Source organism: Variovorax paradoxus (assembly GCF_009755665.1).
Classification (GTDB): Bacteria; Pseudomonadota; Gammaproteobacteria; order Burkholderiales; family Burkholderiaceae_C; genus Variovorax; species Variovorax paradoxus_G.
The window spans coordinates 3,228,598-3,250,357 of sequence record NZ_CP046622.1 but is presented as its reverse complement, the minus strand read 5'-3'; the positions used below and the strand labels follow the sequence as shown (position 1 = coordinate 3,250,357).

20 protein-coding genes and 2 tRNA genes are annotated in these 21,760 nt (G+C 65.0%); 14 read left to right on the top strand and 8 right to left on the bottom strand.

Annotated features, from left to right (window positions below; all coding sequences use genetic code 11):
- Positions 1 to 70: 70 nt before the first annotated feature.
- Together ispD and ispF are read left to right on the top strand one after the other, a co-directional pair.
- A complete protein-coding gene (gene ispD, locus GOQ09_RS15080) occupies positions 71 to 784 on the top strand; it encodes a 2-C-methyl-D-erythritol 4-phosphate cytidylyltransferase (RefSeq protein ID WP_157614214.1) in 714 nt (237 codons plus the stop codon).
- A complete protein-coding gene (gene ispF, locus GOQ09_RS15075; RefSeq protein ID WP_157614212.1) occupies positions 781 to 1,269 on the top strand; it encodes a 2-C-methyl-D-erythritol 2,4-cyclodiphosphate synthase in 489 nt (162 codons plus the stop codon). The genes ispD and ispF overlap by 4 nt, the downstream gene beginning before the upstream one ends.
- Positions 1,270 to 1,286: 17 nt before the next feature.
- Here ispF and GOQ09_RS15070 read toward each other — a convergent pair whose 3' ends face one another.
- Together GOQ09_RS15070 and ompR are read right to left on the bottom strand one after the other, a co-directional pair.
- The gene (locus GOQ09_RS15070) at positions 1,287 to 2,696 is read right to left on the bottom strand and encodes a sensor histidine kinase (RefSeq protein ID WP_157614211.1); all 1,410 of its coding nucleotides are present in this window, start codon (positions 2,694 to 2,696) and stop codon (positions 1,287 to 1,289) included.
- Positions 2,697 to 2,772: 76 nt separating this feature from the next.
- Entirely contained in the window at positions 2,773 to 3,504 is a 732-nt protein-coding gene (ompR, locus tag GOQ09_RS15065) for an osmolarity response regulator transcription factor OmpR (RefSeq protein WP_126749638.1), read from the bottom strand.
- Positions 3,505 to 3,676: 172 nt separating this feature from the next.
- Between ompR and GOQ09_RS15060 the strand changes: the two genes are divergently transcribed.
- A complete protein-coding gene (locus GOQ09_RS15060) occupies positions 3,677 to 4,033 on the top strand; it encodes a hypothetical protein (RefSeq protein ID WP_157614209.1) in 357 nt (118 codons plus the stop codon).
- Between the two features lie 52 nt (positions 4,034 to 4,085).
- Entirely contained in the window at positions 4,086 to 4,796 is a 711-nt protein-coding gene (locus tag GOQ09_RS15055) for an SIMPL domain-containing protein (protein ID WP_157614207.1), read from the top strand.
- A 39-nt stretch (positions 4,797 to 4,835) separates the two neighbouring features.
- On the opposite strand, the gene GOQ09_RS15050 is transcribed toward GOQ09_RS15055, so the two are convergent.
- Positions 4,836 to 5,606, bottom strand: coding sequence for a 3-hydroxybutyrate dehydrogenase (locus tag GOQ09_RS15050; RefSeq protein ID WP_157614205.1), 771 nt, complete (start codon positions 5,604 to 5,606; stop codon positions 4,836 to 4,838).
- 26 nt (positions 5,607 to 5,632) lie between these two features.
- Here GOQ09_RS15050 and GOQ09_RS15045 point away from each other — a divergent pair, with 26 nt between their 5' ends.
- The 7 genes from GOQ09_RS15045 to GOQ09_RS15015 all read left to right on the top strand — a co-directional run bounded on the left by GOQ09_RS15045 (position 5,633) and on the right by GOQ09_RS15015 (position 12,068).
- Entirely contained in the window at positions 5,633 to 6,628 is a 996-nt protein-coding gene (locus GOQ09_RS15045) for an alpha/beta fold hydrolase (RefSeq protein WP_157614203.1), read from the top strand.
- A gap of 58 nt (positions 6,629 to 6,686) precedes the next feature.
- Entirely contained in the window at positions 6,687 to 8,876 is a 2,190-nt protein-coding gene (locus GOQ09_RS15040) for a RelA/SpoT family protein (protein ID WP_242631131.1), read from the top strand.
- Positions 8,877 to 8,924: 48 nt separating this feature from the next.
- Positions 8,925 to 9,001: transfer RNA gene (locus GOQ09_RS15035), tRNA-Val, on the top strand.
- A gap of 169 nt (positions 9,002 to 9,170) precedes the next feature.
- The gene (locus GOQ09_RS15030) at positions 9,171 to 9,539 is read left to right on the top strand and encodes a hypothetical protein (RefSeq protein WP_242630848.1); all 369 of its coding nucleotides are present in this window, start codon (positions 9,171 to 9,173) and stop codon (positions 9,537 to 9,539) included.
- A gap of 73 nt (positions 9,540 to 9,612) precedes the next feature.
- A complete protein-coding gene (gene phaR / locus GOQ09_RS15025; protein ID WP_041946121.1) occupies positions 9,613 to 10,173 on the top strand; it encodes a polyhydroxyalkanoate synthesis repressor PhaR in 561 nt (186 codons plus the stop codon).
- 41 nt (positions 10,174 to 10,214) lie between these two features.
- Entirely contained in the window at positions 10,215 to 11,621 is a 1,407-nt protein-coding gene (gene rimO / locus GOQ09_RS15020; protein WP_157614200.1) for a 30S ribosomal protein S12 methylthiotransferase RimO, read from the top strand.
- Positions 11,622 to 11,789: 168 nt separating this feature from the next.
- Positions 11,790 to 12,068 (top strand): hypothetical protein, encoded by a 279-nt coding sequence (locus GOQ09_RS15015; RefSeq protein WP_157614198.1) that lies wholly within the window; start codon positions 11,790 to 11,792, stop codon positions 12,066 to 12,068.
- A gap of 310 nt (positions 12,069 to 12,378) precedes the next feature.
- Here GOQ09_RS15015 and GOQ09_RS15010 read toward each other — a convergent pair whose 3' ends face one another.
- Positions 12,379 to 12,771 (bottom strand): YkvA family protein, encoded by a 393-nt coding sequence (locus GOQ09_RS15010; RefSeq protein ID WP_157614196.1) that lies wholly within the window; start codon positions 12,769 to 12,771, stop codon positions 12,379 to 12,381.
- Positions 12,772 to 13,322: 551 nt separating this feature from the next.
- Positions 13,323 to 13,407: transfer RNA gene (locus GOQ09_RS15005), tRNA-Leu, on the bottom strand.
- A gap of 80 nt (positions 13,408 to 13,487) precedes the next feature.
- Between GOQ09_RS15005 and rnr the strand changes: the two genes are divergently transcribed.
- Both rnr and GOQ09_RS14995 read left to right on the top strand, forming a co-directional pair.
- Complete coding sequence (gene rnr, locus GOQ09_RS15000; protein ID WP_242631130.1) at positions 13,488 to 15,755, top strand: ribonuclease R; 2,268 nt, start codon at positions 13,488 to 13,490, stop codon at positions 15,753 to 15,755.
- A gap of 61 nt (positions 15,756 to 15,816) precedes the next feature.
- Positions 15,817 to 16,581, top strand: a complete 765-nt coding sequence (locus tag GOQ09_RS14995) for an SDR family oxidoreductase (protein ID WP_157614194.1) — start codon at positions 15,817 to 15,819, stop codon at positions 16,579 to 16,581.
- Between the two features lie 10 nt (positions 16,582 to 16,591).
- Here the strand turns inward: GOQ09_RS14995 and GOQ09_RS14990 are convergent, their stop codons facing one another.
- The 3 genes from GOQ09_RS14990 to GOQ09_RS14980 are packed head-to-tail and all read right to left on the bottom strand — an operon-like array spanning position 16,592 to position 20,739.
- The gene (locus tag GOQ09_RS14990; RefSeq protein WP_157614192.1) at positions 16,592 to 18,055 is read right to left on the bottom strand and encodes an NAD(P)H-hydrate dehydratase; all 1,464 of its coding nucleotides are present in this window, start codon (positions 18,053 to 18,055) and stop codon (positions 16,592 to 16,594) included.
- A gap of 50 nt (positions 18,056 to 18,105) precedes the next feature.
- On the bottom strand, positions 18,106 to 19,362 hold the full coding sequence (locus GOQ09_RS14985) for a D-amino acid dehydrogenase (protein ID WP_157614190.1): 1,257 nt from the start codon (positions 19,360 to 19,362) through the stop codon (positions 18,106 to 18,108).
- Positions 19,363 to 19,413: 51 nt separating this feature from the next.
- Positions 19,414 to 20,739 (bottom strand): amidase, encoded by a 1,326-nt coding sequence (locus GOQ09_RS14980; RefSeq protein WP_157614189.1) that lies wholly within the window; start codon positions 20,737 to 20,739, stop codon positions 19,414 to 19,416.
- A 222-nt stretch (positions 20,740 to 20,961) separates the two neighbouring features.
- Between GOQ09_RS14980 and rpsB the strand changes: the two genes are divergently transcribed.
- Positions 20,962 to 21,714, top strand: coding sequence for a 30S ribosomal protein S2 (rpsB, locus tag GOQ09_RS14975; protein ID WP_126749808.1), 753 nt, complete (start codon positions 20,962 to 20,964; stop codon positions 21,712 to 21,714).
- Positions 21,715 to 21,760 lie beyond the last annotated feature (46 nt).

The following is a 21,760-nucleotide window of genomic DNA, read 5'->3' as shown; positions in this document are numbered from 1 at the left end:
GTGTGAAGCTGTCGATTCTAGAATGGCGGCCCCTTATTCGCTTGCCGGCCCTTGGCCGCTGCCGGACCCCATGTCTTCCTCCCGATTCTTCGTGCTGATTCCTTGCGCCGGTTCCGGCCACCGTGCGGGTGGCGTGCAGCCCAAGCAATACCAGCGGATCGCGGGGGCGTCGATGGTCGCCCACACGGTGGAGGCTTTCCGCGCGCTGGCGGGCCGCTTTGCCGGGCTGGCAGTGGTGGTGTCGCCCGAAGACCGCGACATTCAGGCGGCGCTGCCGCGTTTTCCGGCCACGGGTGAATTCCTGCTGCAGGTGGGCGGCGTCACGCGCGCGGCCACGGTGCGCAACGGCCTGGCGGCGCTTCGGCAAAAAGGGGCCGGGGCGCATGACTGGGTGCTGGTGCACGACGCGGCACGCTGCCTGGTCACGTCGAGCCAGATCGAGGCGCTGATTGCGGCTTGCGAACACGACGCGGTCGGCGGGCTGCTTGCGCACCGGCTGGCGGACACGCTGAAGGTTTCTTCCGGCGACAGCCGGGTGTCGCAAACGCTGCCGCGCGCCGACAAGTGGCTGGCCCAGACGCCGCAGATGTTCCGCATCGGCATGCTGCTCGATGCCTTGGAGCGCGCGGGCGATGCGGTGACGGACGAGGCGGGCGCCATCGAGGCGATCGGCCTGTCGCCGCTGCTGGTGCCGGGCAGCGCGCAGAACTTCAAGGTGACCTTCCCTGAAGACTTTGCGCTGGCCGAAGCGGTTCTGCTTGGCCGCAAGAAAGGCGCGGCATGACGGCGCCGTTCAACATTCGCGTCGGCGAAGGCTGGGACGTTCACCAGCTCGTGGCCGGACGCAAACTGATCCTGGGCGGGGTCGAGGTGCCGCACACCACCGGCCTTCTCGGGCATTCGGACGCCGACGTGCTGCTGCATGCCATTACCGACGCTTTGCTCGGCGCGGCGGGGCTGGGTGACATCGGCCGGCATTTTCCGGACACCGACGCGCAGTTTCGCGGCGCGGATTCGGCCGTGCTGCTCGGCGAGGCGGCGCGGCGCGTACGGGCCGCTGGCTGGGAAATCGGCAATATAGACAGTACGGTGATTGCGCAGGCGCCGAAGCTGGCGCCGCACATTCCGGCGATGTGCCAGCGCATTGCCGAGACGCTGGGGCTTGCGCCCGAGCAGGTCAACGTGAAGGCCAAGACGGCCGAGAAGCTTGGCCCCGTTGGCGAGGGCCGGGCGATGGAAGCCCGCGCCGTGGCGCTGCTCCACCGCTGACCGGCGGCGGTCTGCGCCTACGTCCGCCGGCTGGGGGCTTCAGCAGGTTTTGGTACGGGCATGGCGCGCGGCATGCGGATATGCGCCGCAAGGCCGCGCCCCGGCGTGCTGGTGAGCGCGAAGGTGCCGCCCATGCGCTCGATGTTCTTGGCCACGATCGATAGGCCGAGGCCGGCGCCGGCCGCCGAAGTGCGCGCCACGTCGCCGCGGAAGAAGGGCTTGGTCAGCTGCGAGAGCAGGGCGGGTTCAACCCCTGCGCCATGGTCCCGCACCTTGATCAGCACCGCGTCGTTGTTCGCCTGCGCCTGGATCACCACGTCGGCCACCCCCGTGGAAGGCGTCTTGCCGTAGCGCCGGGCGTTTTCCACCAGGTTGGAGATCACGCGGGTGAGCTCGACCTCATCGCCCATCACGCGCAGATCGGGCGGCACGTCGACGCGGATGTTCATTTCTTCGTAGTCCTGCACGGCGTAAGTGCAGGCATCGACCACGTCGCGCAGCAGCACGGGCTTGGGGTCGACATGGTCGGGGCGCGCGTAGTCGAGGAATTTGTCGATGATGGCGTCGAGCTGGGCAATGTCTGCCGCCATGTGGTCGCGCGCGTCTTCGTCGGCCACGCTCATCTCGGTTTCGAGCCGCAGGCGCGCCAGCGGGGTGCGCAGGTCGTGCGAGATGCCGGCCAGCATGATGGCGCGGTCCTGTTCGATCTTGGCAAGCTGGTCGGCCATGCGGTTGAAGCCGATGTTCACCGCGCGGATTTCGTTGGTGCGGGCGCGCTCGTCGAGGCGGTGGGCCTCGTATTCGCCTTCTCGCACCTGCATGGTGGCACGCGAAAGCTGCTTCAAGGGCAGGTTGATCAGCCGGGTGATCAGCGCCGCGCCGGCCAGCGAAAGGGCCATTGCCGTGCTGAGCCACACCAGCCAGGTGCGGCCGCCCACGCGGCTGAAGCGGGTTGGGTCGAGCAGCAGCCAATAGGCGTCGCTCTCGATGGTGAAGCCGATCCACAGGCCCGGCTCGTCGTTGACGCGGCTGGCCACCGTGGTGCCCTCGCCGAGCTGGTCGATCAGTTCTTCGGTCACACGCTGGTCGAGTGCGCCGCTGGTGTAGGGCTGAAATCGGTCGTTGGGCTCGCGCGGGAGGATGCGCACGCCTTCCTGGTCGGCCAGCGTCTTGATGAGCGACACCCGGGTGATCGCGTCCGAATACACCAGCGCCGCGCGCGTGAGGTTCACGAGCGAGGCGATCTGGTGCGCGGTCTGGATGGCGCGCGGCTCGTATTCGAGCGAGCGAAAAGTCTGCAGCCAAGCGACCGTGCAGCCGATCAGCAGCAGGGCGAGCAGGAAGAATGTGCGCCAGAAAAGGCTGAAGCCGAGCTTCAGGCCCGGTCGCCGGTCACGCTGGCCGATGCCCTCGAGAGGGCTTGGCATGGTGACCTGGGCGCCGTCCTCCTGGGCTGGGCTGGGTCTGGCAGATTGCAGGCCGATGGCCACCTCTGAACGTCGTTCAGGCCGCGCCGTCCGGCACGAACACGTAGCCCACGCCCCACACCGTCTGGATGTAGCGGGGCGCCGCGGCGTCGGCCTCGACCAGCTTGCGCAGGCGCGAGATCTGCACGTCGAGGCTGCGATCGAAGGGCTCGAACTCGCGGCCGCGGGCCAACTGGGCGAGCTTTTCGCGCGACAGCGGCTGGCGCGGATGGCGCACCAGCGCCTTCAGCATCGCGAATTCGCCGGTGGTGAGCGAAAGCTCCTCGCCGTCCTTCTTGAGCGTGCGCGAACCGAGGTCGAATGCAAACGGCCCGAAAGTCACGGTTTCGTTCTCGGTGGAAGGGGCGCCCGGTGCCTCGAGCGGCGGACGGCGGCGCAGCACCGCGTGCACGCGGGCCAGCAGTTCGCGAGGGTTGAAGGGCTTGCCAAGGTAGTCGTCGGCGCCGACTTCGAGGCCGACGATGCGGTCGACGTCTTCGCCCTTGGCGGTGAGCATGATGATCGGCGTGCGGTCGTTGGCGGCGCGCAGGCGTCGGCAGACCGAAAGGCCGTCTTCACCGGGCATCATCAGGTCGAGCACGATCAGGTCGACCGTGTCGCGCAGCAGGATGCGGTTGAGCGCCTTGCCGTCCTCGGCCACGATTACTTCGAAACCTTCCTGGGTCAGGTAGCGGCGAAGCAGGTCGCGGATGCGGGCGTCGTCGTCGACGATCACGATCTTGTCAGTGCGAGCGGGAACTTGAGTCATTTCTACAACGTTGAATTTGTAACAGCGCCGATTCTGAAGGCGTTAGGCCCCCGTTGAGCCGGTTTTACTTATGGTTTGACACTAAGTTACAAAACTTGCGGTCGCTCGCTGTCTAGTCATCCGACGTTAGCCCGGCAGTGGCAAAGTCCATCTCATTGATGACTTTCGTTCAATGAGAACTCTTCTTTCAGCGTTTCCGATCATCGTTGCCTGCGGCTGTGGCCCTGCCTTGGCTGTGGCCGGCGACTTTCTCAAGGTTGGCGACCTGCGCCGAAGCGAAGTGCGCGAAGCCGTAGCCGCCCACCGCGCGGCCCAGCGCGACGAGATCCGGCGGGAGGAGGCGGCTGCCGGCCGGCGCCTCACCGCGGCCGAACTCTTCGAGCTGCGGCAGCAGGTGCGAAGGCAGTGGACGCCCCCCGGCACCCCTCCGCGGCCGAATTCGGCAGAATCGCAGCCGGCCGAGCGACTCGCGCCCGCGCCGATTTCAGCCACTCGCGCGCTGACCTTGCCACGCAGCCAGCGCCGCTGAGGCGGCGCGGCGCGTTTGGCGTCTTGAATACCAATCCAGGGAGTATCTCGTCTTGAAAAAAATCAAACTGATCGCGGCTTGCGTTGCATTGGCCGCGGCTGGAGCTGCAGGCACCGCCATGGCCCAGAACATGGCCGCGCCGCCGCAGAACGTGCTGCAGCTCACGGCTTCGGGCACGGTCGAAGTGCAGCAGGACCTGCTCAGCATGACGCTCACCACCACGCGCGACGCCACCGACGCCGCCACTGTTCAGTCGCAGCTCAAGGCCGCGGTGGACGCAGCGCTGGCCGAAGCCAAGAAAAACGCCCAACCGGGGCAGCTTGATGTGCGCACGGGCAACTTCAGCCTGTCGCCGCGCTATACCCGCGAAGGCAAGATCAACGGCTGGCAGGGCTCCGCTGAAATGGTGCTCGAGGGCCGCGACTTTCCGCGCATTACCCAGACCGCCGGGCGCATCACCACGCTGAACGTCGGCAATGTGGGTTTTGCACTGAGCCGCGAGCAGCGTGCCAAGAGCGAGACCGAGGCCCAGACGATCGCCATCGAGAACTTCAAGCAGAAGGCCACTGAACTGGCCAGGGGCTTCGGCTTTGGCGGCTACACGCTGCGCGAGGTCTCGGTGAACGCTAACGACAACGGCCCGATCCGGCCGCGCGCCATGGCGGCATCTGCCAAGTCTTTTTCCGCCGATGCGCCGGTGCCGGTGGAAGCTGGAAAAACCAGCGTGGTCGTGAGCGTGTCCGGATCGGTGCAGCTCAAATAAGAAGCAAGCGCGGCTGGCGCGCCGGCCGCTTCGCGCTGATTACTGGGCCGTCCAGCCGCCGTCCATTTGCCAGGCGACGCCGCGCACCTGGTCGGCGGCGGGCGAGCACAGGAACACCGCCAGCCCGCCGAGCTGCTCGACCGTTGTGAACTGCAGCGAAGGCTGCTTTTCTCCGAGCAGTTCGTTCTGCGCCTGTTCGGCCGAGATGCCTTCGCGCGCGGCGCGGTCGTCGATCTGCTTTTGCACCAGCTGCGTCAGCACCCAGCCGGGGCAAATTGCATTGCTGGTGATGCCGGTGGTCGCGGTTTCGAGCGCAACCGACTTGGTGAAGCCGACGATGCCGTGCTTGGCCGCCACGTAAGCCGATTTTTGCGCCGAGGCGACCAGCCCATGGGCCGACGCCACGTTGACGATGCGGCCCCAGTTGGCTTCGCGCATGGCCGGAATTGCAAGGCGCGTCGTATGGAACGCGCTGGTAAGGTTGATTGCGATGATCGCGTCCCACCGTTCGGGCGGGAAGTCCTCGACCTTTGCCACGTGCTGGATGCCGGCGTTGTTCACGAGGATGTCGACGCGGCCGAACTTGTCCGCGGCGAACTTCATCATGTCTTCGATCTGGTCGGGTTTGCTCATGTCGGCGCCGTGGTATTCGGCGCGTACGCCGAGCGCCTCGATCTGCGACTGGGGGGCCTCGGCATCGCCAAAGCCATTGAGCACGATGTGTGCGCCTTGCTGTGCAAGAGCCTTGGCAATGGCAAAGCCAATGCCGCTGGTGGACCCCGTGACAAGCGCGGTTTTGCCTTTGAGCATAAAGATCAATCTCCGGATGAATTAGGATGCGACGAGACCATTATCCGCACCAGGACGACTTCGTTTTCATGACCGACCCGACGCTTCATCACGTGGCGTGCGATGACGCCCAGGGCGGCCATCGCATGGCCTATTGGCAATGGGGCGATTCACGCAGTGCGCATGTGGTGATGTGCGTGCACGGGCTCACCCGGCAAGGGCGCGACTTCGACGTGCTGGCCCAAGCCATCGTGGCGCGTGCTGGTGGCAATGTGCGCGTGGTCTGTCCCGACGTTGCGGGGCGCGGCCGGAGCGACTGGCTGCGCGACCCGGCGCTTTACCAGGTGCCCGTCTATGCGGCCGACATGCTGGCGCTGGTGGCGCAGCTGCACCGCGAACAGCCGATCGGTACCTTCGACTATCTGGGTACCAGCATGGGCGGGCTGATCGGCTTCATACTGGCGGGGCACAAGCAATTGCCGCTGGCCCGGCCGATACGCCGCTTCGTCGTGAACGACGTCGGCCCGACGATCGAGGCCAGCGCCCTTCAGCGCATCGGCGCCTACGTGGGGCAGGGCGGCCGCTACGACGGCGTGCAGCAAGCGGCCGATGCCATGTGGTCGATATCGACTACTTTCGGCCCGCACACGCCGGCGCAGTGGCTTGCCTTGTCGCAGCACATGGTAGTGCCGGCATCGCAGCGCACGGCCGATGGATCGGGCAAGCTGGAAGCGAGCAACGATGACGGTGCAGGCCCATGGGTGCTTCACTACGACCCGGCCATCGCCGTGGCGCTGCGCGCCATCACGCCCGAAGCTGCGGCCCAGGGCGGCGCGGTGATGTGGAGCCTTTACGACGCCATCGACGCGCGCACGCTGGTGACGCGCGGCGCCCAGTCGGATCTGCTCTCGCGCGAAACGGCACTGGCCATGACCGAGCGCGGCCCGCGCGCGGCGCTGGTCGAGTTCGAAGGCGTGGGCCATGCGCCGACCTTCATCGACCCTGCGCAGGTCTCCGCCGTCACATCCTTCCTGTTCGATTGAGGCCAACGTGAAGCGCGAGTCTTCCAGCCTGCAAACGGCAAACACGTCCGACACGGTCATGGTGGACTATCCCTTGTCCGCCGCAACGGCCGATCGCACCCCGGTCATCGAGAACATGCTGGCGCGCGCGCGGGCATTTGCCGAGCCGCTGATTGCCGACGAAAAGCTCGACACCGGCGAAAACACACTGGCGCACGCTGATGCGGTGGCCGCCATCGTTGCGAAGATGGGCGGCTCCGAGGCCATGCAGGCCGCGAGCTACCTGGTGTACGCCTGCCAGCACCTCAATCGCCCGCAGGAAGTGATCGCCAAGGTGTTCGGCGACAACTTTGCGGCGCTGGCGGTGGAAACCACCAAGCTGGTCCGCGTGCAGGAACAGGCGCGCTCGGCGTCGCAAGGCCACCATCTGTCCGAAGGCGCAGGGGCGCAGACCGAGAACGTGCGCAAGATGCTGCTCGCGTTTTCGCGCGACCTGCGCGTGGTGATGCTGCGCCTGGCTTCGCGGCTGCAGACCTTGCGGCATGCCGCGGCCAGCAAGCAGCCCGCGCCCGAGAGCGTGGCGCGCGAATCGCTGCAGGTATTTGCGCCGCTGGCCAATCGCCTGGGTATCTGGCAGGTGAAGTGGGAGATCGAAGATCTCTCGTTCCGCTTTCTCGAACCCGAAACCTACAAGCTGATTGCGCGCCTGCTCGACGAAAAACGGGTCGAACGCGAAGGCCACGTCGAACAGCTGCGCTCGCAGCTTGAACGCGAACTGCAGGCCGAGGGCGTGCGCGCCACGGTGCAGGGGCGACCGAAGAACATCTACAGCATCGTCAAGAAAATGCGCGGCAAGTCGCTCGACTTTGCGCAGGTGTTCGACATCCTCGCGCTGCGCGTGGTGGTGCCCGACGTGAAGGACTGCTACGCGGCGCTGGCCTGGGTGCACTCGCACTTCCTGCCGATCGACGAAGAGTTCGACGACTACATCGCGCGGCCCAAGCCCAACGGATACCAGTCGCTGCACACCGTGGTGCGCGAGGTGGTCGACGGCAAGCCCGGCAAGCCGATCGAGATCCAGATCCGCACGGAAGAAATGCATGACCATGCCGAACACGGCGTGGCGGCGCACTGGGCCTACAAGGAAGCGGGCCACAAGGGCTATGCGGGCGTGTGGGCAAGCGGGGAATACGACGCAAAGATTGCCGTGCTGCGGCAGCTGCTGGCGTGGGAGCGCGATCTTTCGGGTGGCTCGCAGGGCCAGGGCCTCTTCGACGACCGCATCTATGTATTGACGCCCGACGCGGCCATTGTCGAACTGCCGCAAGGCGCGACACCGGTCGACTTTGCCTACACCGTGCACACCACGCTCGGCCACCGATGCCGCGGCGCGCGTGTCGATGGCGCGATGGTGCCGCTGAATACGCCGCTCTCCAACGGACAGACGGTGGAGATCATCGCGGCCAAGGAAGGCGGCCCTTCGCGGGACTGGCTCAACGCCGAACTGGGCTACCTTGCAAGCCACCGCGCCCGTGCAAAGGTGCGCGCTTGGTTCAATGCGCAAATCACCCACGAGACGGTGGCGCGCGGGCGCGAAGCCGTCGAGAAGCTGCTGCAGCGGGAGGGCAAGACCTCCACGCGGCTGGAAGACCTGGCGTCGCAGCTGGGGTTCAAGTCGGCGGACCATCTGTTCGAAGTCGTGGGCAAGGACGAGTTTTCGCTGCGCAACATCGAGATGCTGCTGCGCCCGCCGGAGCCCGCGCCCAACCCCGACGACGGCGTGCAGCTCAAGAAGCCGCGCGCGAGCGAAAAGTCAGGCAAGGGCGGGGTGCTGGTGGTGGGTGTCTCTTCATTGATGACGCAGTTGGCCAAGTGCTGCAAGCCTGCACCGCCTGATGCCATCAGCGGCTTCGTGACACGCGGCCATGGCGTGAGCGTCCATCGCACCGACTGCAGCAACTTCCGGATGATGGCTTCGCGCGACGGCGAGCGCGTGATCGATGTCGAGTGGGGTGCAGCCAAGGGCGGCGAAGCACCGATGTATGCGGTCGACGTGGCCGTGGAAGCGGCCGACCGCCAAGGCTTGCTGCGCGACATCTCCGATGTGTTCGCACGAGAAAAGATGAACGTGATCGGCGTGCAGACCCAATCGGTCAAGGGCACGGCGTGGATGACTTTCACCGTGGAAATCTCCGATGCGGCGCGGCTCGCGCAGGTGCTTGGCGTGGTTACGGCGGTTGCCGGCGTGCGATCTGCACGTCGTCGCTAAAAAGCGCGTTTTCTCCTGCTACAATAGCTGCTTCTCGGACACATCCTTAGGCGCGTAGCTCAGCTGGTTAGAGCACCACCTTGACATGGTGGGGGTCGTTGGTTCGAGTCCAATCGCGCCTACCAATTTCTGTTTCAACTTCCGGCCAACCACCGGGTCTGTTGAACAGAGCTTTCACCGGGTTCCCCGGTGTCTCAATCGTCCTTGCGGTAAGCAGACAAAGACCATGGCCATGTTGTTGTGCTACCTTGGCCGCTCTGCAAACCTTTTCCAAATTTCTTGATAAGCGATCTGATGAATACGCGATCAACGCTGGTTGATCGGGCTCATGCCGAGATGCGCCTGGCCGCATTGCTTCGGCAAGCCCCCATTGAATTTGCGCGTGCGGTCTACGGCATCAACGACCACGCGAGCGGCCGTACCGACACCATGGCAGGGCGCGAAATTGCTCGTGCCCTGCAGCAGGGCATTGCGGTGACTCAGGAGCGTGCCGAACAGCGCGCCCGCGCCTACCTGCCCACGGCCGGCCATGAGCACTGCCCGCGTTGCTGGGTGGTGTACGGCCACAAGAGCCCCCTGCGTTTTCGAGAGGCGACCGCGGAGCGCCCCGAGAGCGCCGGCTGCAATGCCTGCGGCGCCGAGTACGCGACAACGCCCGACTGAGGCAGCGGACGCGCGGTCAGGGTAAACCTTGTCGCGATGCAGCAAAACCGCTACCTAGAATTGATCGGATGACATGGGCATCCATGTGAAGGAGTCCGCAGTGCAGAGCAAGAAGTCCGGGGTGAAGCCGGTGCAACGTGTAATCAAGAAGTACCCCAACCGAAGGCTCTACGACACCGAGACATCCACCTACATCACGCTCACCGAGGTGAAGCAGCTGGTGATACAGAACGCCCAGTTCGTGGTGCGCGATGCCAAGACCGGGGACGACCTCACGCGCAGCATCCTGCTGCAGATCATTCTCGAAGAAGAGGCGGGCGGTGCCCCCATGTTCACCGAGCAGGTGCTGGCCAACATCATCCGTTTTTACGGACAAGCGATGCAGGGCTATATGGGGCCGTACCTCGAGAAGAACATCCAGGCCATGACCGAAGTGCAGGCCCAGCTCGCCGAAAAGGCCGAAGGGCTGACGCCCGAAATGTGGTCGCGCTTCATGACCATGCAGTCGCCAATGCTGCAGGGGCTGATGGGCAATTACGTCGAGCAGTCCAAGAACGTGTTCCTGCAAATGCAGGAACAGATGCAGAAGAATACCGAGCAGGTTCTGGGCGCATTCGGCATCAAACGCCCCTGAATTCCCGGTCCCGGCCGATAGCTGGGACAATAGAGGCATATATGAGCGAAGTTGCCTCCCCCGAACGTACCGCCACGCCGGCTGCCCCCAAGGTCGGTTTTGTGAGCCTGGGCTGCCCCAAGGCCCTTACCGATTCCGAATTGATCCTGACCCAGCTCAGCGCTGAGGGCTACCAGACGGCCAAGACCTTCGAGGGCGCCGACCTGGTGATCGTCAACACCTGCGGCTTCATCGACGATGCGGTGAAGGAAAGCCTGGATACCATTGGCGAGGCCCTGGCGGAGAACGGCCGCGTCATCGTCACGGGGTGCCTTGGCGCCAAGACGGGCGACCAGGGCGGCAACCTGGTTCGGCAAATGCACCCGAGCGTGTTGGCCGTGACCGGTCCGCACGCCACGCAAGAAGTAATGGATGCGGTGCATGCCAACCTGCCGAAGCCGCATGACCCTTTCGTCGATCTCGTTCCCAACACCTTCGGCATTGCCGGCCTCAAGCTCACGCCGCGCCACTATGCATACCTGAAGATCAGCGAAGGCTGCAATCACCGCTGCACCTTCTGCATCATTCCCTCGATGCGCGGCGACTTGGTGTCGCGGCCGGTCGGCGACGTGCTTGGCGAGGCCAAGGCCTTGTTCGAAGGTGGCGTGAAGGAGCTGCTGGTAATCAGCCAGGACACTTCGGCCTACGGCGTGGACGTGAAGTACCGCACCGGGTTCTGGGACGGCAAGCCGGTCAAGACCCGCATGCTCGAACTGGTGCGCACGCTGGGCGAAATTGCCGAGCCGTACGGCGCGTGGGTCCGTCTGCACTATGTGTACCCATACCCGAGCGTGGACGAAATCATTCCGTTGATGGCGAGCGGGCAGGTGCTGCCTTACCTCGACGTGCCGCTGCAGCACAGCCACCCCGATGTGCTCAAGCGCATGAAGCGGCCGGCAAGCGGCGAAAAGAACCTGGAGCGCCTTGCGCGCTGGCGCGAGGTCTGCCCCGAACTCGTGATCCGCAGCACCTTCATCGCCGGGTTTCCCGGTGAGACCGAGCAGGAGTTCGAGCACCTGCTCGACTTCATTCGCGAAGCGCAGATCGACCGGGCGGGCTGCTTTGCCTACAGCCCGGTGGAAGGCGCAACGGCCAATGACATTCCCGGCATGCTGCCGGCCGCCGAGCGCGAAGCGCGCCGTGCCCGCTTCATGGAAGTGGCTGAAGCCGTATCGATTGCCAAGCTGCAACAGCGTATCGGTGCAACGATGCAGGTGCTGGTGGATTCGGCGCCCGGCATGGGTCGCAAGGGCGGCGTTGGCCGCACCTATGCCGACGCGCCCGAGATCGACGGCACCGTGCGCCTGCTGCCACCCGAGAAAATCAGCAAGACGCTCAAGGTGGGTGAATTCACCAAGGCCCGCATCGTCGGCGCCGAAGGCCACGATCTGATCGCCTTGCCGATCTGAGCCGTTCGGCCCTGCAACTCGAAACACGCCGCCGCAGCGTTGCCGGTTATGCGGCGGCACTGGCCGACCTGCGAACTAAGGGCCGAACGACAGCCTGAAAAGTTGTGCGCCTACAGACACGTAGAACCCAAGGCTTGAATGTGGCTGCCTCTGCTTCGAGGAGGTTCCATGTTCTTCCAACTCTTTCAATCCGGTTCCAGCCTTCACCTCAAAAGGGCGGCGGCGTTGCTGCAGGAGGCGCAGATGGCACGCCTCGAACACCAGGCGGCGGCGGAGCATCACGCCGCCTTGGCAATGATGTACGCAGACCGAGTGAAGCGCCTGACCCATGAGGTTTATCCGCTGCCTGCTCCCGGCGTGGAGCCCGACGCGAGGGCCGAGCAGGAAAAGCCCGCCATCTACTCGATTGAAACGAGCCGCAGGCCCAAGTCGAATCTGCTGACGTAGCCAGACCCAAAAAGAAAAGCCCGCGTAAGCGGGCTTTTCGATGGGCTTGGGTGGGGCGGCCACGGCCCGGCTGTCGTCAGTCATCCGAGCGCGAAATGACCAGGAGGCTCATGAACAACGCGCCGAGGAACATGCCGATTAACAAGGTAAATGCTGCGATCACGATGGTTTCCAGTAGGTTTGATGTCCATATTTTCAAACCAAACGTAACCTTTTGTGCGTTTTCACGTTACTTTTTGAAGCATATTGATGGAAAAGTGTGACTTTCGCCACACTTTTGAGTCTCGAAGCCGCGTGTGCCGCGGCAAGGCTAGGCGCGCGTGATGAACCAAGCCCACAAACCAACGCCAGCGGCGATCCAGACCGCAAGAACGAGAACCGCGCCCGTCATGCTTCGGGGCTTCGCGCCTTGCTCTTTCATCCACGTGTCTGCGCCGACGCGGCATTCCTCGAGAACAGCTGCGGGAATGAGCCGGATGTTCAGCCAGATCAGGCCGGGCAGCAGCAAGGCGTCGTCCAGATAGCCAAGTACCGGAATGAAATCTGGAATCAGATCGATCGGGCTCAGCGCATACGCGACCACAAAGGCGGCGAGCGCCTTTGCGAACCACGGCGTGCCAGGATGCCGGTAGGCAAACCACAGCGTGACGGCGTCGCGCTTGATCCGCGAAGCCCACTGACGGATGTTCTGGAAAATGGACATGGACGAGAAGCGGCGGTCGGCCGGCCCGAGTATGGCGGACCGCGCGGAACAATCGGCTGGCCGGATCGGCCGCAACCTTGGCGTGGTAAGGTGCACGGCGGGCTTCAAGGCCTGTCGCAACTCCGCAGATCCGTCCTGTGATCGCGCAGCGAGTTGAACGCCGCGCTCATCAGGTTGGGTTTGCGGTTCACCTTTATTGGCAACGCGGTGTATTGACTCGGTTGCCGCGCTTCATGAGACTGTGCGCGATCATTCGTCGATGTACTGCGTCAGAATGGCGAAAAGCCGCTCCTCGGTGAGCAGGTTGCTGCATCACTTCATGAGACGAAGCCCGTTCCACTTGTCCGAATCCGTGTCGTCGAAAACCGTTTCGCAAAAACTCCCGCTTAGGGACTGCGATGGTGTGCGCGAATGCGGCGGATTTTCGTCGGTCTGGCCTGCCTTGGCCGTGGCCGGTTTTCGAGAGGGAGAGCATCCCTCGATCATGTTCCCAGGGAAAAGAAAAAACCCCTGTAAATCACAGATTCACAGGGGTTTCAGCTTGGTAGGGGTGGTGCCCAGAAGAGGACTCGAACCTCCACGATGTTACTCGCTAGTACCTGAAACTAGTGCGTCTACCAATTCCGCCATCTGGGCCCACATAGCTGCCGAAGCAGTTATGTTTTGAATTTCAGGAAAGAGAGAATCATATCAAAAATAATGGCCACTCCAGCGGTCTGCTGGATGAATTTGAAGGAACTGTTCAGGGACATCGCGACGGACACGGTTTCGTGCAGCGCGACGACGGCGAAGCCGACATCTATTTGCCCCCGAACGAGATGCGTGCGGTGCTGCACAAAGACCGCGTCAAGGCGCGCGTGGTGCGGCAAGACAGGCGCGGGCGTCCCGAGGGGCGGGTGGTCGAAATCGTCGAGCGCCCCGAGCAGCCGATCATCGGCCGCCTGTTGCATGAAGGCGGCATCTGGCTCGTCGCGCCCGAAGACAAGCGCTACGGACAGGACGTACTGATTCCAAAGGGCGCGACCGGTCCCGCGAAGGTGGGACAGGTTGTGGTGGTGCAGCTCACCGAGCCGCCGGCCCTGTTCGGGCAGCCCGTGGGCCGCGTGAAGGAAGTGCTTGGCGAAATAGACGACCCGGGCATGGAGATCGAAATTGCCGTGCGCAAGTACGGCGTGCCGCACGAGTTTTCCGCCGAATGCCTGGCCGAGGCCAAGGCCTTGCCGGAGAAGGTTCGGCCTGCGGACAAGAAGGGCCGCATCGACCTGACCGACGTGCCGCTGGTCACCATCGACGGCGAAGACGCGCGCGACTTCGACGACGCGGTGTACTGCGAGCCCGCGAAGGTTGGCCGAGGCAAGGGATGGCGCCTGCTAGTGGCCATTGCGGACGTCAGCGCCTATGTGCAGACCGGCTCGGCGATCGACATCGACGCCTACGACCGCGCGACCAGTGTCTACTTTCCGCGCCGCGTTATCCCGATGCTGCCGGAAAAGCTTTCTAACGGCTTGTGCTCGCTGAACCCCGAGGTCGAGCGCCTGTGCATGGTGTGCGACATGCTCGTGGCCGCCGACGGCGAGATTTACGCCTACCAGTTCTACCCGGCGGTGATGTTCAGCCATGCGCGCTTCACCTATACCGAAGTGGCGGCCATTCTTGGCAACACGCGCGGCCCTGAGGCAGCCAAGCGCAAGGACCGCGTGAAGGATCTGCTGAACCTGGCCGATGTCTACAAGGCCCTGCTCAAGCAGCGCGGCAAGCGCGGCGCAGTCGACTTCGAAACCACCGAGACGCAGATCATCTGCGACGACGCCGGCCGCATCGAGAAGATCGTGCCGCGCACGCGCAACGAAGCGCACCGCCTCATCGAAGAAGCCATGCTCGCGGCCAACGTGTGCAGCGCCGACTTCATCGCCGAAGGCAAGCACCCGGGCCTGTTCCGCGTGCACGAAGGCCCGACGCCCGAGAAAAAGGAAATCCTCCGCGGCTATTTGAAGGCCATGGGCGTGGGGTTGAGCATTACCGACGACCCACGGCCCGGCGAGTTCCAGGCCATTGCCGAAGCCACCAAGGAGCGGCCCGACGCGCAGCAGATCCACACCATGCTGCTTCGCTCGATGCAGCAGGCGATCTACACGCCCATCAACAGCGGCCACTTCGGCCTGGCGTACGAGGCCTACACGCACTTCACGAGCCCGATCCGGCGCTACCCGGACCTGCTGGTGCACCGTGTGATCAAGGCGATTCTCGGCAAGACGCGCTATCAGCTGCCGATGCTGCCGACGCCGGGCGAGGCGCATGCCAAGCTCGCCAAACGGCTGGCTTCTCGCGTCAAGGCGCCGACGACCAAGCCGCAGAAGGCCACGGTCGCGCCCAGCAAGGAAGTGCTGGCGTGGGAAGCCGCCGGCCTGCATTGCAGCGCCAACGAGCGCCGTGCCGACGAAGCCAGCCGCGATGTCGAGGCGTGGCTCAAGTGCAAGTACATGCGCGAGCACCTGGGTGAGGAATACGGCGGTGTGGTCACCGCGGCCACCACCTTCGGCATCTTCGTGACGCTGGACGCCATGTATGTCGAGGGGCTGGTGCACATCACCGAGCTCGGCGGCGAGTATTTCAAGTTCGACGAAATGCGCCAGGAACTGCGCGGCGAGCGCACCGGCATCCGCTACGCCATTGGCACCCGCGTTCGGGTGCAGGTGAGCCGCGTCGACCTGGACGGGCGCAAGATCGATTTCCGGCTGGTGCGAGAGGGCGAAGAACTCACGTCGCGTGCCATGAAGGACAAGGGCGTGGGCTCGGCCGGCGTGCCGGTCAAGGCGTCAGCCAAGCGCAGCTCGCGCCACAAGGCCGAGGCCGCCCCCGAACCACGCGGCGACCGCGCCATCGGTGCAGCTGCGGGGCCTCAATCGGCGATGCAGGCCTTCAAGTCGGCGGTGAAGAAGGCCGCCAACAAGATGAAGGGTCGCAAGCCACCGCGCCGCACATGACGCACAACGCATCGCATCCATACACAAGCAAGACAGACAAGCTGAGAAGGAGACACTGAGCATGAGCGTAGAAAACAACAAGGGCCGCATCGCAATCGTCACGGGTGCCGGCACGGGCATCGGACGCGCCGCGGCGCTCGCATTGCTGGCCGATGGCTGGAGCGTTGGGCTGGCGGGGCGCCGCCCCGAGCCCCTGGAGCAGGTGGCCGAAGAGTCCGGGGCTGGTGCGCGCGCCTTTGCGGTGCCCACCGATGTGGCCAATGCCGAATCGGTGCAGGCACTTTTCGCCGCGGTGGTCGAACGCTTCGGCCGTGTCGACCTGCTGTTCAACAATGCCGGCGTGGGCAACCCACCGGGTGCGTTTGAAGACTGGACGCCGGATCAATGGCGCGGTGTGGTCGACATCAACCTGAACGGCATGTTCTTCTGCATTCAGCAGGCGTTCCGTACGATGAAGGCGCAGAGCCCGCGAGGCGGCCGCATCATCAACAACGGCTCCATTTCGGCCACCGCGCCGCGGCCGAATTCGCCGGCCTACACGGCGACCAAGCATGCCGTCGAGGGTCTCACCAAGACCGCGTCGCTCGACGGGCGCAAGTACGACATCGCAGTCGGCCAGATCGACGTGGGCAACGCCATGACCGAGCTGGCCGCGCGCATGGCCAAGGGCGTGCCGCAAGCCAACGGTGAACTGGCGATCGAGCCGCTGATGGACGTCAAGATCGTCGGGCAGTCGGTGCTCTACATGGCAAACCTGCCGCTGGAAGCCAACGTGCTGTTCCACACCGTGATGGCGACGAAGATGCCCTTCGTCGGACGCGGCTAGAACCTCCTCATCAGCCGGGTGCCTGGCGCGCCAGCCCACCGGCGCTCAGCGGGGGCGCATTGGCCGGCCAGGTGTCCGCGATGTGGCCGTGGCGCCAGACGGCGCTTTGCGCAGCCTCGAATGGCGATTGTTTCGAGGCCATCGCGGCGCCGATCATCCCGGCCAGCACATCGCCCGTGCCGGCGGTTGCGAGCGCGGCATTGCCAGTCGGGTTGAGCACGGGCGGCGCGCCGCTGTTGTCGGCGATGACTGTTCCCGAGCCTTTGAGCACGGCAACTGCGCCATAGCGCGATGCCAGTTCGCGGGCTGCTGCCAGCCGGTCGGCTTGAATGTCGGCGGCCGTGCAATCCAGCAGGCGCGCGGCTTCGAGCGGATGCGGTGTGATGACGGTCGGCCTTCCGCGTCGGCCGCGTGATGCCAGTTGCGTTTGCAACGCGCTGTCGCTCGCAATGGCGTTCAGTGCATCGGCATCGAGCACCAGTGCAGCCGCTGTCGCCAGCACGCGCGGCAGCACCGCGCGTATGTCTGTGCCTCCGCCGCATCCGCAGACCGCCGTCATGCCTGAAAGATCGAGCGCATCGGCGTCTCTCAGCATCAGCTCGGGCTGTGCAAGGTCGACAGGGGTGGCGCTCGGGTCGAGCAAGCCCACGAATACGCGTCCGGCCCCCGCATGCAGCGCAGCCGATCCGGCCAGCAGCGCGGCGCCCGCCATGCCGGGTGCGCCGCCGATCACGGCGACATCGCCATAGCTGCCCTTGTGCGATGCGTGGCTGCGTGGCGGGGCCGCCGGCCGGCCCGCAAGGCGCGCGGCGGGCGGTTCAGCGATGCTGCCGCTGCAACCCAGGTCGTCGAACCACACCGTGCCTGCGGCATCGCGGCCCTGCGCCGTAAAGAGGCCTGGCTTCAGGGTCAGAAAGGTGATGCAGAAGCGGAACGATGCGGCACTCGAATGAGGGATGGCGCTTGAAACGCCGGTGTCCGCGTCCAGGCCGGACGGCACGTCGACGCTCAGTACCGGTTGCGCCGTCGAATGCATCTGCCGCAGCCATTCGGCCATGGCGTTCTCGAGCGGCCGGGTGGCGCCGATGCCGAGCAGCGCATCGATGGCCAGTCCATAGGTTGCGGGCGGGTTGGGCGCGAAGATCACACCGGCATCCCTGGCTCGCTGCAGCGATGCCTTCGCGTCCGGCGGCAGGCGGTTCTCGTCGCCGGCGAAAGTGACGATCGGCAGAAAGCCACGTTGCTGTAACTGCGCGGCCGCTTCAAAACCATCGCCGCCGTTGTTTCCCGGCCCGCAGGCGACCCATACCGTGCGCGCATGCGGCGCGACAGCCATGGCCAGGCGCGCAACCGCAAGGCCGGCGCGCTGCATCAGCGTGTGGGCGGGCAGGGCGGCTGCGGCCGCCTCCTCGATGCGCCGCGTTGCCGCGATATCGAAAAGGTCGGCGACGGTTTCGGACGTGATGCGTTGCATCGGTTCATTTTGCCGCCCCATGTGCCCTGGCAGGAGCTGCGGCGGTATCTCTAGGAAAGATGGAGCCGCTCGACGCCCAGGCCTTCGAGGTCGACGCCGGCATCGCGGCCCCCGATCAGGTCGGCCACCACCCGCGCGCTGCCGCACGACAGCGCCCAGCCGCTCGAGCCGTGGCCCAGGTTGAGCCAGACGCCCGGCACGCCGCTGGCGCCGAGCACCGGAGGGCCGTCGGGAAGCATCGGCCGCGCGCCCTTCCATTGCTGCACGCCCGACTGCAGCGTGACCGCGCCGGGGAACCAGTCGTGCAGCACCTTGTAGAGCGTTTGCACTGCGGATGGATTCATGGTGCTCAGCGAACCGCCGATTTCGGCGCTCCCGGCCACGCGCACGCGCTGGCCCAAGCGCGAGATCGCGACCTTGTAGCGTTCGTCCATCACCGCGCTGCGCGGCGCATTGAGCGATTCGCGAATTGGCGCACTGATGGAGTGGCCGTAGATGGGAGCAAGCGGAACCCGAAGCCCGAGCGGCCGCACAAGCGCTGCCGAGGCCAGCCCGGCGCACACCACGACGGCGTCGAACCGCAGCGGCGGGGAACCGCTTGCAAGCGAAACGGATGTGGGCTCGGCGCGGCTCAGCGGCGCGATGTCGCAATTGAAGTGGAATTGGGCGCCGAGTGCCTCGGCCTCCCACTTGAGCAGCAGCGCGAACTGGCGGCAGTTGGCCACTTCGTCCTCGGGCAGGTAGATGGCGCCTGCAAGCGCCGTGTCGGTGCTGAGCGCGGGTTCGATGCGCCGAGCCTCGTCGGCGTCGACTTCGCGAAAGACGCTGCCAGCCGCCCGCAGCACGTCGAGGCCGGGCTGCACCAGCTTTTTCTCGCGCTTGGAGCGCAGCAGCACAAGGTAGCCGTCGCTGCGCTCGTAGCTGAGTTCGCGCGCCTCGGTCACCTCGTGCAGGCGGGTGCGGCTGTAGAACGCCAGCCGCTGCATGCGGGCGCGGTTGGCGAGATAGGTTTCGAGCTTGCAGGCCTTTTGCCAGCGCGACATCCAGCCGATGTCGCGTGAATTCAGCGGCCAGCGCAGCTTGATGGCGCCGTGGGAAGAGAGCAGTGAACGCAGCACCTTGGCGCGCATGCCCGGTGCGGCCCACGGCGTTACATAGCCCGGTGCGACCACACCCGCATTGGCAAAACTGGCTTCCTCGGCGGCCGCGCCGCGGCGCTCGAACACAGACACTTCATGGCCGTCCGAAGCCAGTTCCCAGGCGGTGGTGACGCCGATGATGCCGGCGCCCACGATCGCGATTTTCATTGAATGCTTGAGTAAGAAGAAATGGCTGACGCCCGTCGCTAGGCGTGCAGCCTATTGTCTTCGCAGTGCGTGTTCTGTTTGTAAGGCAATCGCGAGAACGGCGTCGTCGTGCAGTGCCGCGTGCCACAGCATCAAGCCGACGGGCAGCTCGCCGGCGGCATGGCAGGGCAGTGAAATGGCGCAGCCGTCGAGCATGTTGACGATTGACGGGTTGCGCAGCAGCAGTGCGTTGACGCGAAAGAACTCGTCGTCGCGCTCGGCCCCCGGTGCCACGCTCGCGATGGGAGGCGCGGTGATCGGCACGGTTGGCGACAGCACGGCGTCGTAGGGCGCGAGCGCCGCTTCGACGCGGGCAATCCAGGCGCGCCGGGCATTCACAAGGTCGATGTATTCATGCGCCTTCATGCCGGCGCCTTTGAGAATGCGCTGCGCAACGCGCGGGTCGTAGCCGGCGCCGCTGCGTTCCAGCAACAGCCGGTGCCAGGCGTAAGACTCGGCCGCCGAAAATCCGCCGGTGGCGTTGATGGCCTGCAGCTCTGCCAATTCAGGCAATGCGATTTCCTCGATCTGGGCGCCAGCGGCCCGCAATGCTCGCAGCGCGCCTTCGAAAGCCTGGGCCACGGCAGGCTCGATGCCGTCGAAAAAAACGTTCTTCACCACGGCCAACCGGTATGCGCCCAGAGAGGCTGCGCCGGCAGTCACGCGGCGCGCTGCGAGGATTTCATGTGCGGTGACGGCGTCCCGCACCGATCGCGTCATGGCGCAAACGGTGTCCAGCGTGGTCGACAGCGGCAGGGCGCCGTCGGCCGGAACCAGTCGGGCGGTGCTCTTGAAGCCGACGATGCCGTTCAGCGCCGCGGGAATGCGGATCGAGCCGCCGGTGTCGGAGCCCAGCCCGATGAACGCCGCTCCGGTGGCAACCGAAACGGCGGCGCCGGAAGAAGAGCCTCCCGGAATGCGCGGCGTGGCCCGGTCGCTCACATTTGCCGGGGTGCCGTGATGGGGGTTGACGCCCACGCCGGAGAAAGCGAACTCGGTCATGTTGGTGCGGCCCGTCAGTACGCCGCCTGCGGCGCGCAGCCGCGCCACGGCTACGGCGTCCGCCTTGGCGGCCGGGGCATGCGAAAGCACCATGGAGCCGGCAGGAGTCGGCTGTCCCTCGATGTCGAACAGGTCCTTGGCGGTGAACGCCAGCCCGGCGAGCCTGCTTTGAAGCGCCGGCCGGTCGGCTTGCCGGCGGGCGTCGTCGAACAGCGTGCGGGTGAAAACATGCTTGCAGGCCGGCGATTCGGAAATCTCGATGGCGCGCTCCATTTCGGTGCGTGCATCGCTGCCGCCTGCCAGAAGGTTCAGACGGACGGCGTGAAGGTCGTTCATGGGTTGGCTGCGAGGGCGCGGACGGCTCGGTTCCGGGGTGGGACAAGGGGGAAGGACGGGGGCAGGCCGTGCTATACTCGTTGGGTTTCGCTGATCATGCGACGGCTCTCGCCGCACCCAGCCAGACACATTCGCAAACCGGCCCAATCAAGGTGTTGTGACTCCATTCGAAGGAGGCGCAAAACGGGCTGGATTTTAGACCCAACCTTTGGAGTAATTTCAATGTCGACCACCATGCGCGAAATGCTGGAAGCCGGTGTCCACTTCGGTCACCAAACCCGCTTCTGGAACCCCAAGATGGCTCCGTTCATCTTCGGCCATCGCAACAAGATCCACATCATCAACCTGGAAAAGTCGCTCCCGATGTTCCAGGACGCGATGAAGTACGCCAAGCAGCTCACCGCCAATCGCGGCACCATCCTCATGGTCGGCACCAAGCGCCAGGCCCGTGAAATCGTGGCTGCCGAAGCCCGCCGCGCCGGCGTGCCTTTCGTTGACACCCGCTGGCTCGGCGGCATGCTGACCAACTTCAAGACCGTCAAGACCTCGATCAAGCGCCTGAAGGACATGAAGGCCCAGCAAGAAGCCGGCCTCGAAAGCCTGAGCAAGAAAGAGCAGCTCACGTTCACGCGTGAAATCGAGAAGCTCGAAAAGGACATCGGCGGCATCCAGGACATGACCGCGCTGCCCGACGCCATCTTCGTGATCGATGTGGGCTTCCACAAGATCGCCGTGGCAGAAGCCAAGAAGCTCGGCATTCCGCTGATCGGCGTGGTGGACTCCAACCACTCGCCCGAAGGCATCGACTACGTCATTCCCGGCAACGACGACTCGTCGAAGGCTGTCACGCTGTACGCCCGCGGCATCGCCGACGCGATCATCGAAGGCCGCAACAGCGCCACCGGTGACGTGGTCAAGGCCATCGCCGAAGGCAGCGACGAATTCGTCGAAGTCGAAGAGGGCGCCTCGGCCTGATCGAGTGCTCTCACGCGCCTGAAGAAGGGGCTTTGGTGCCCCTTTT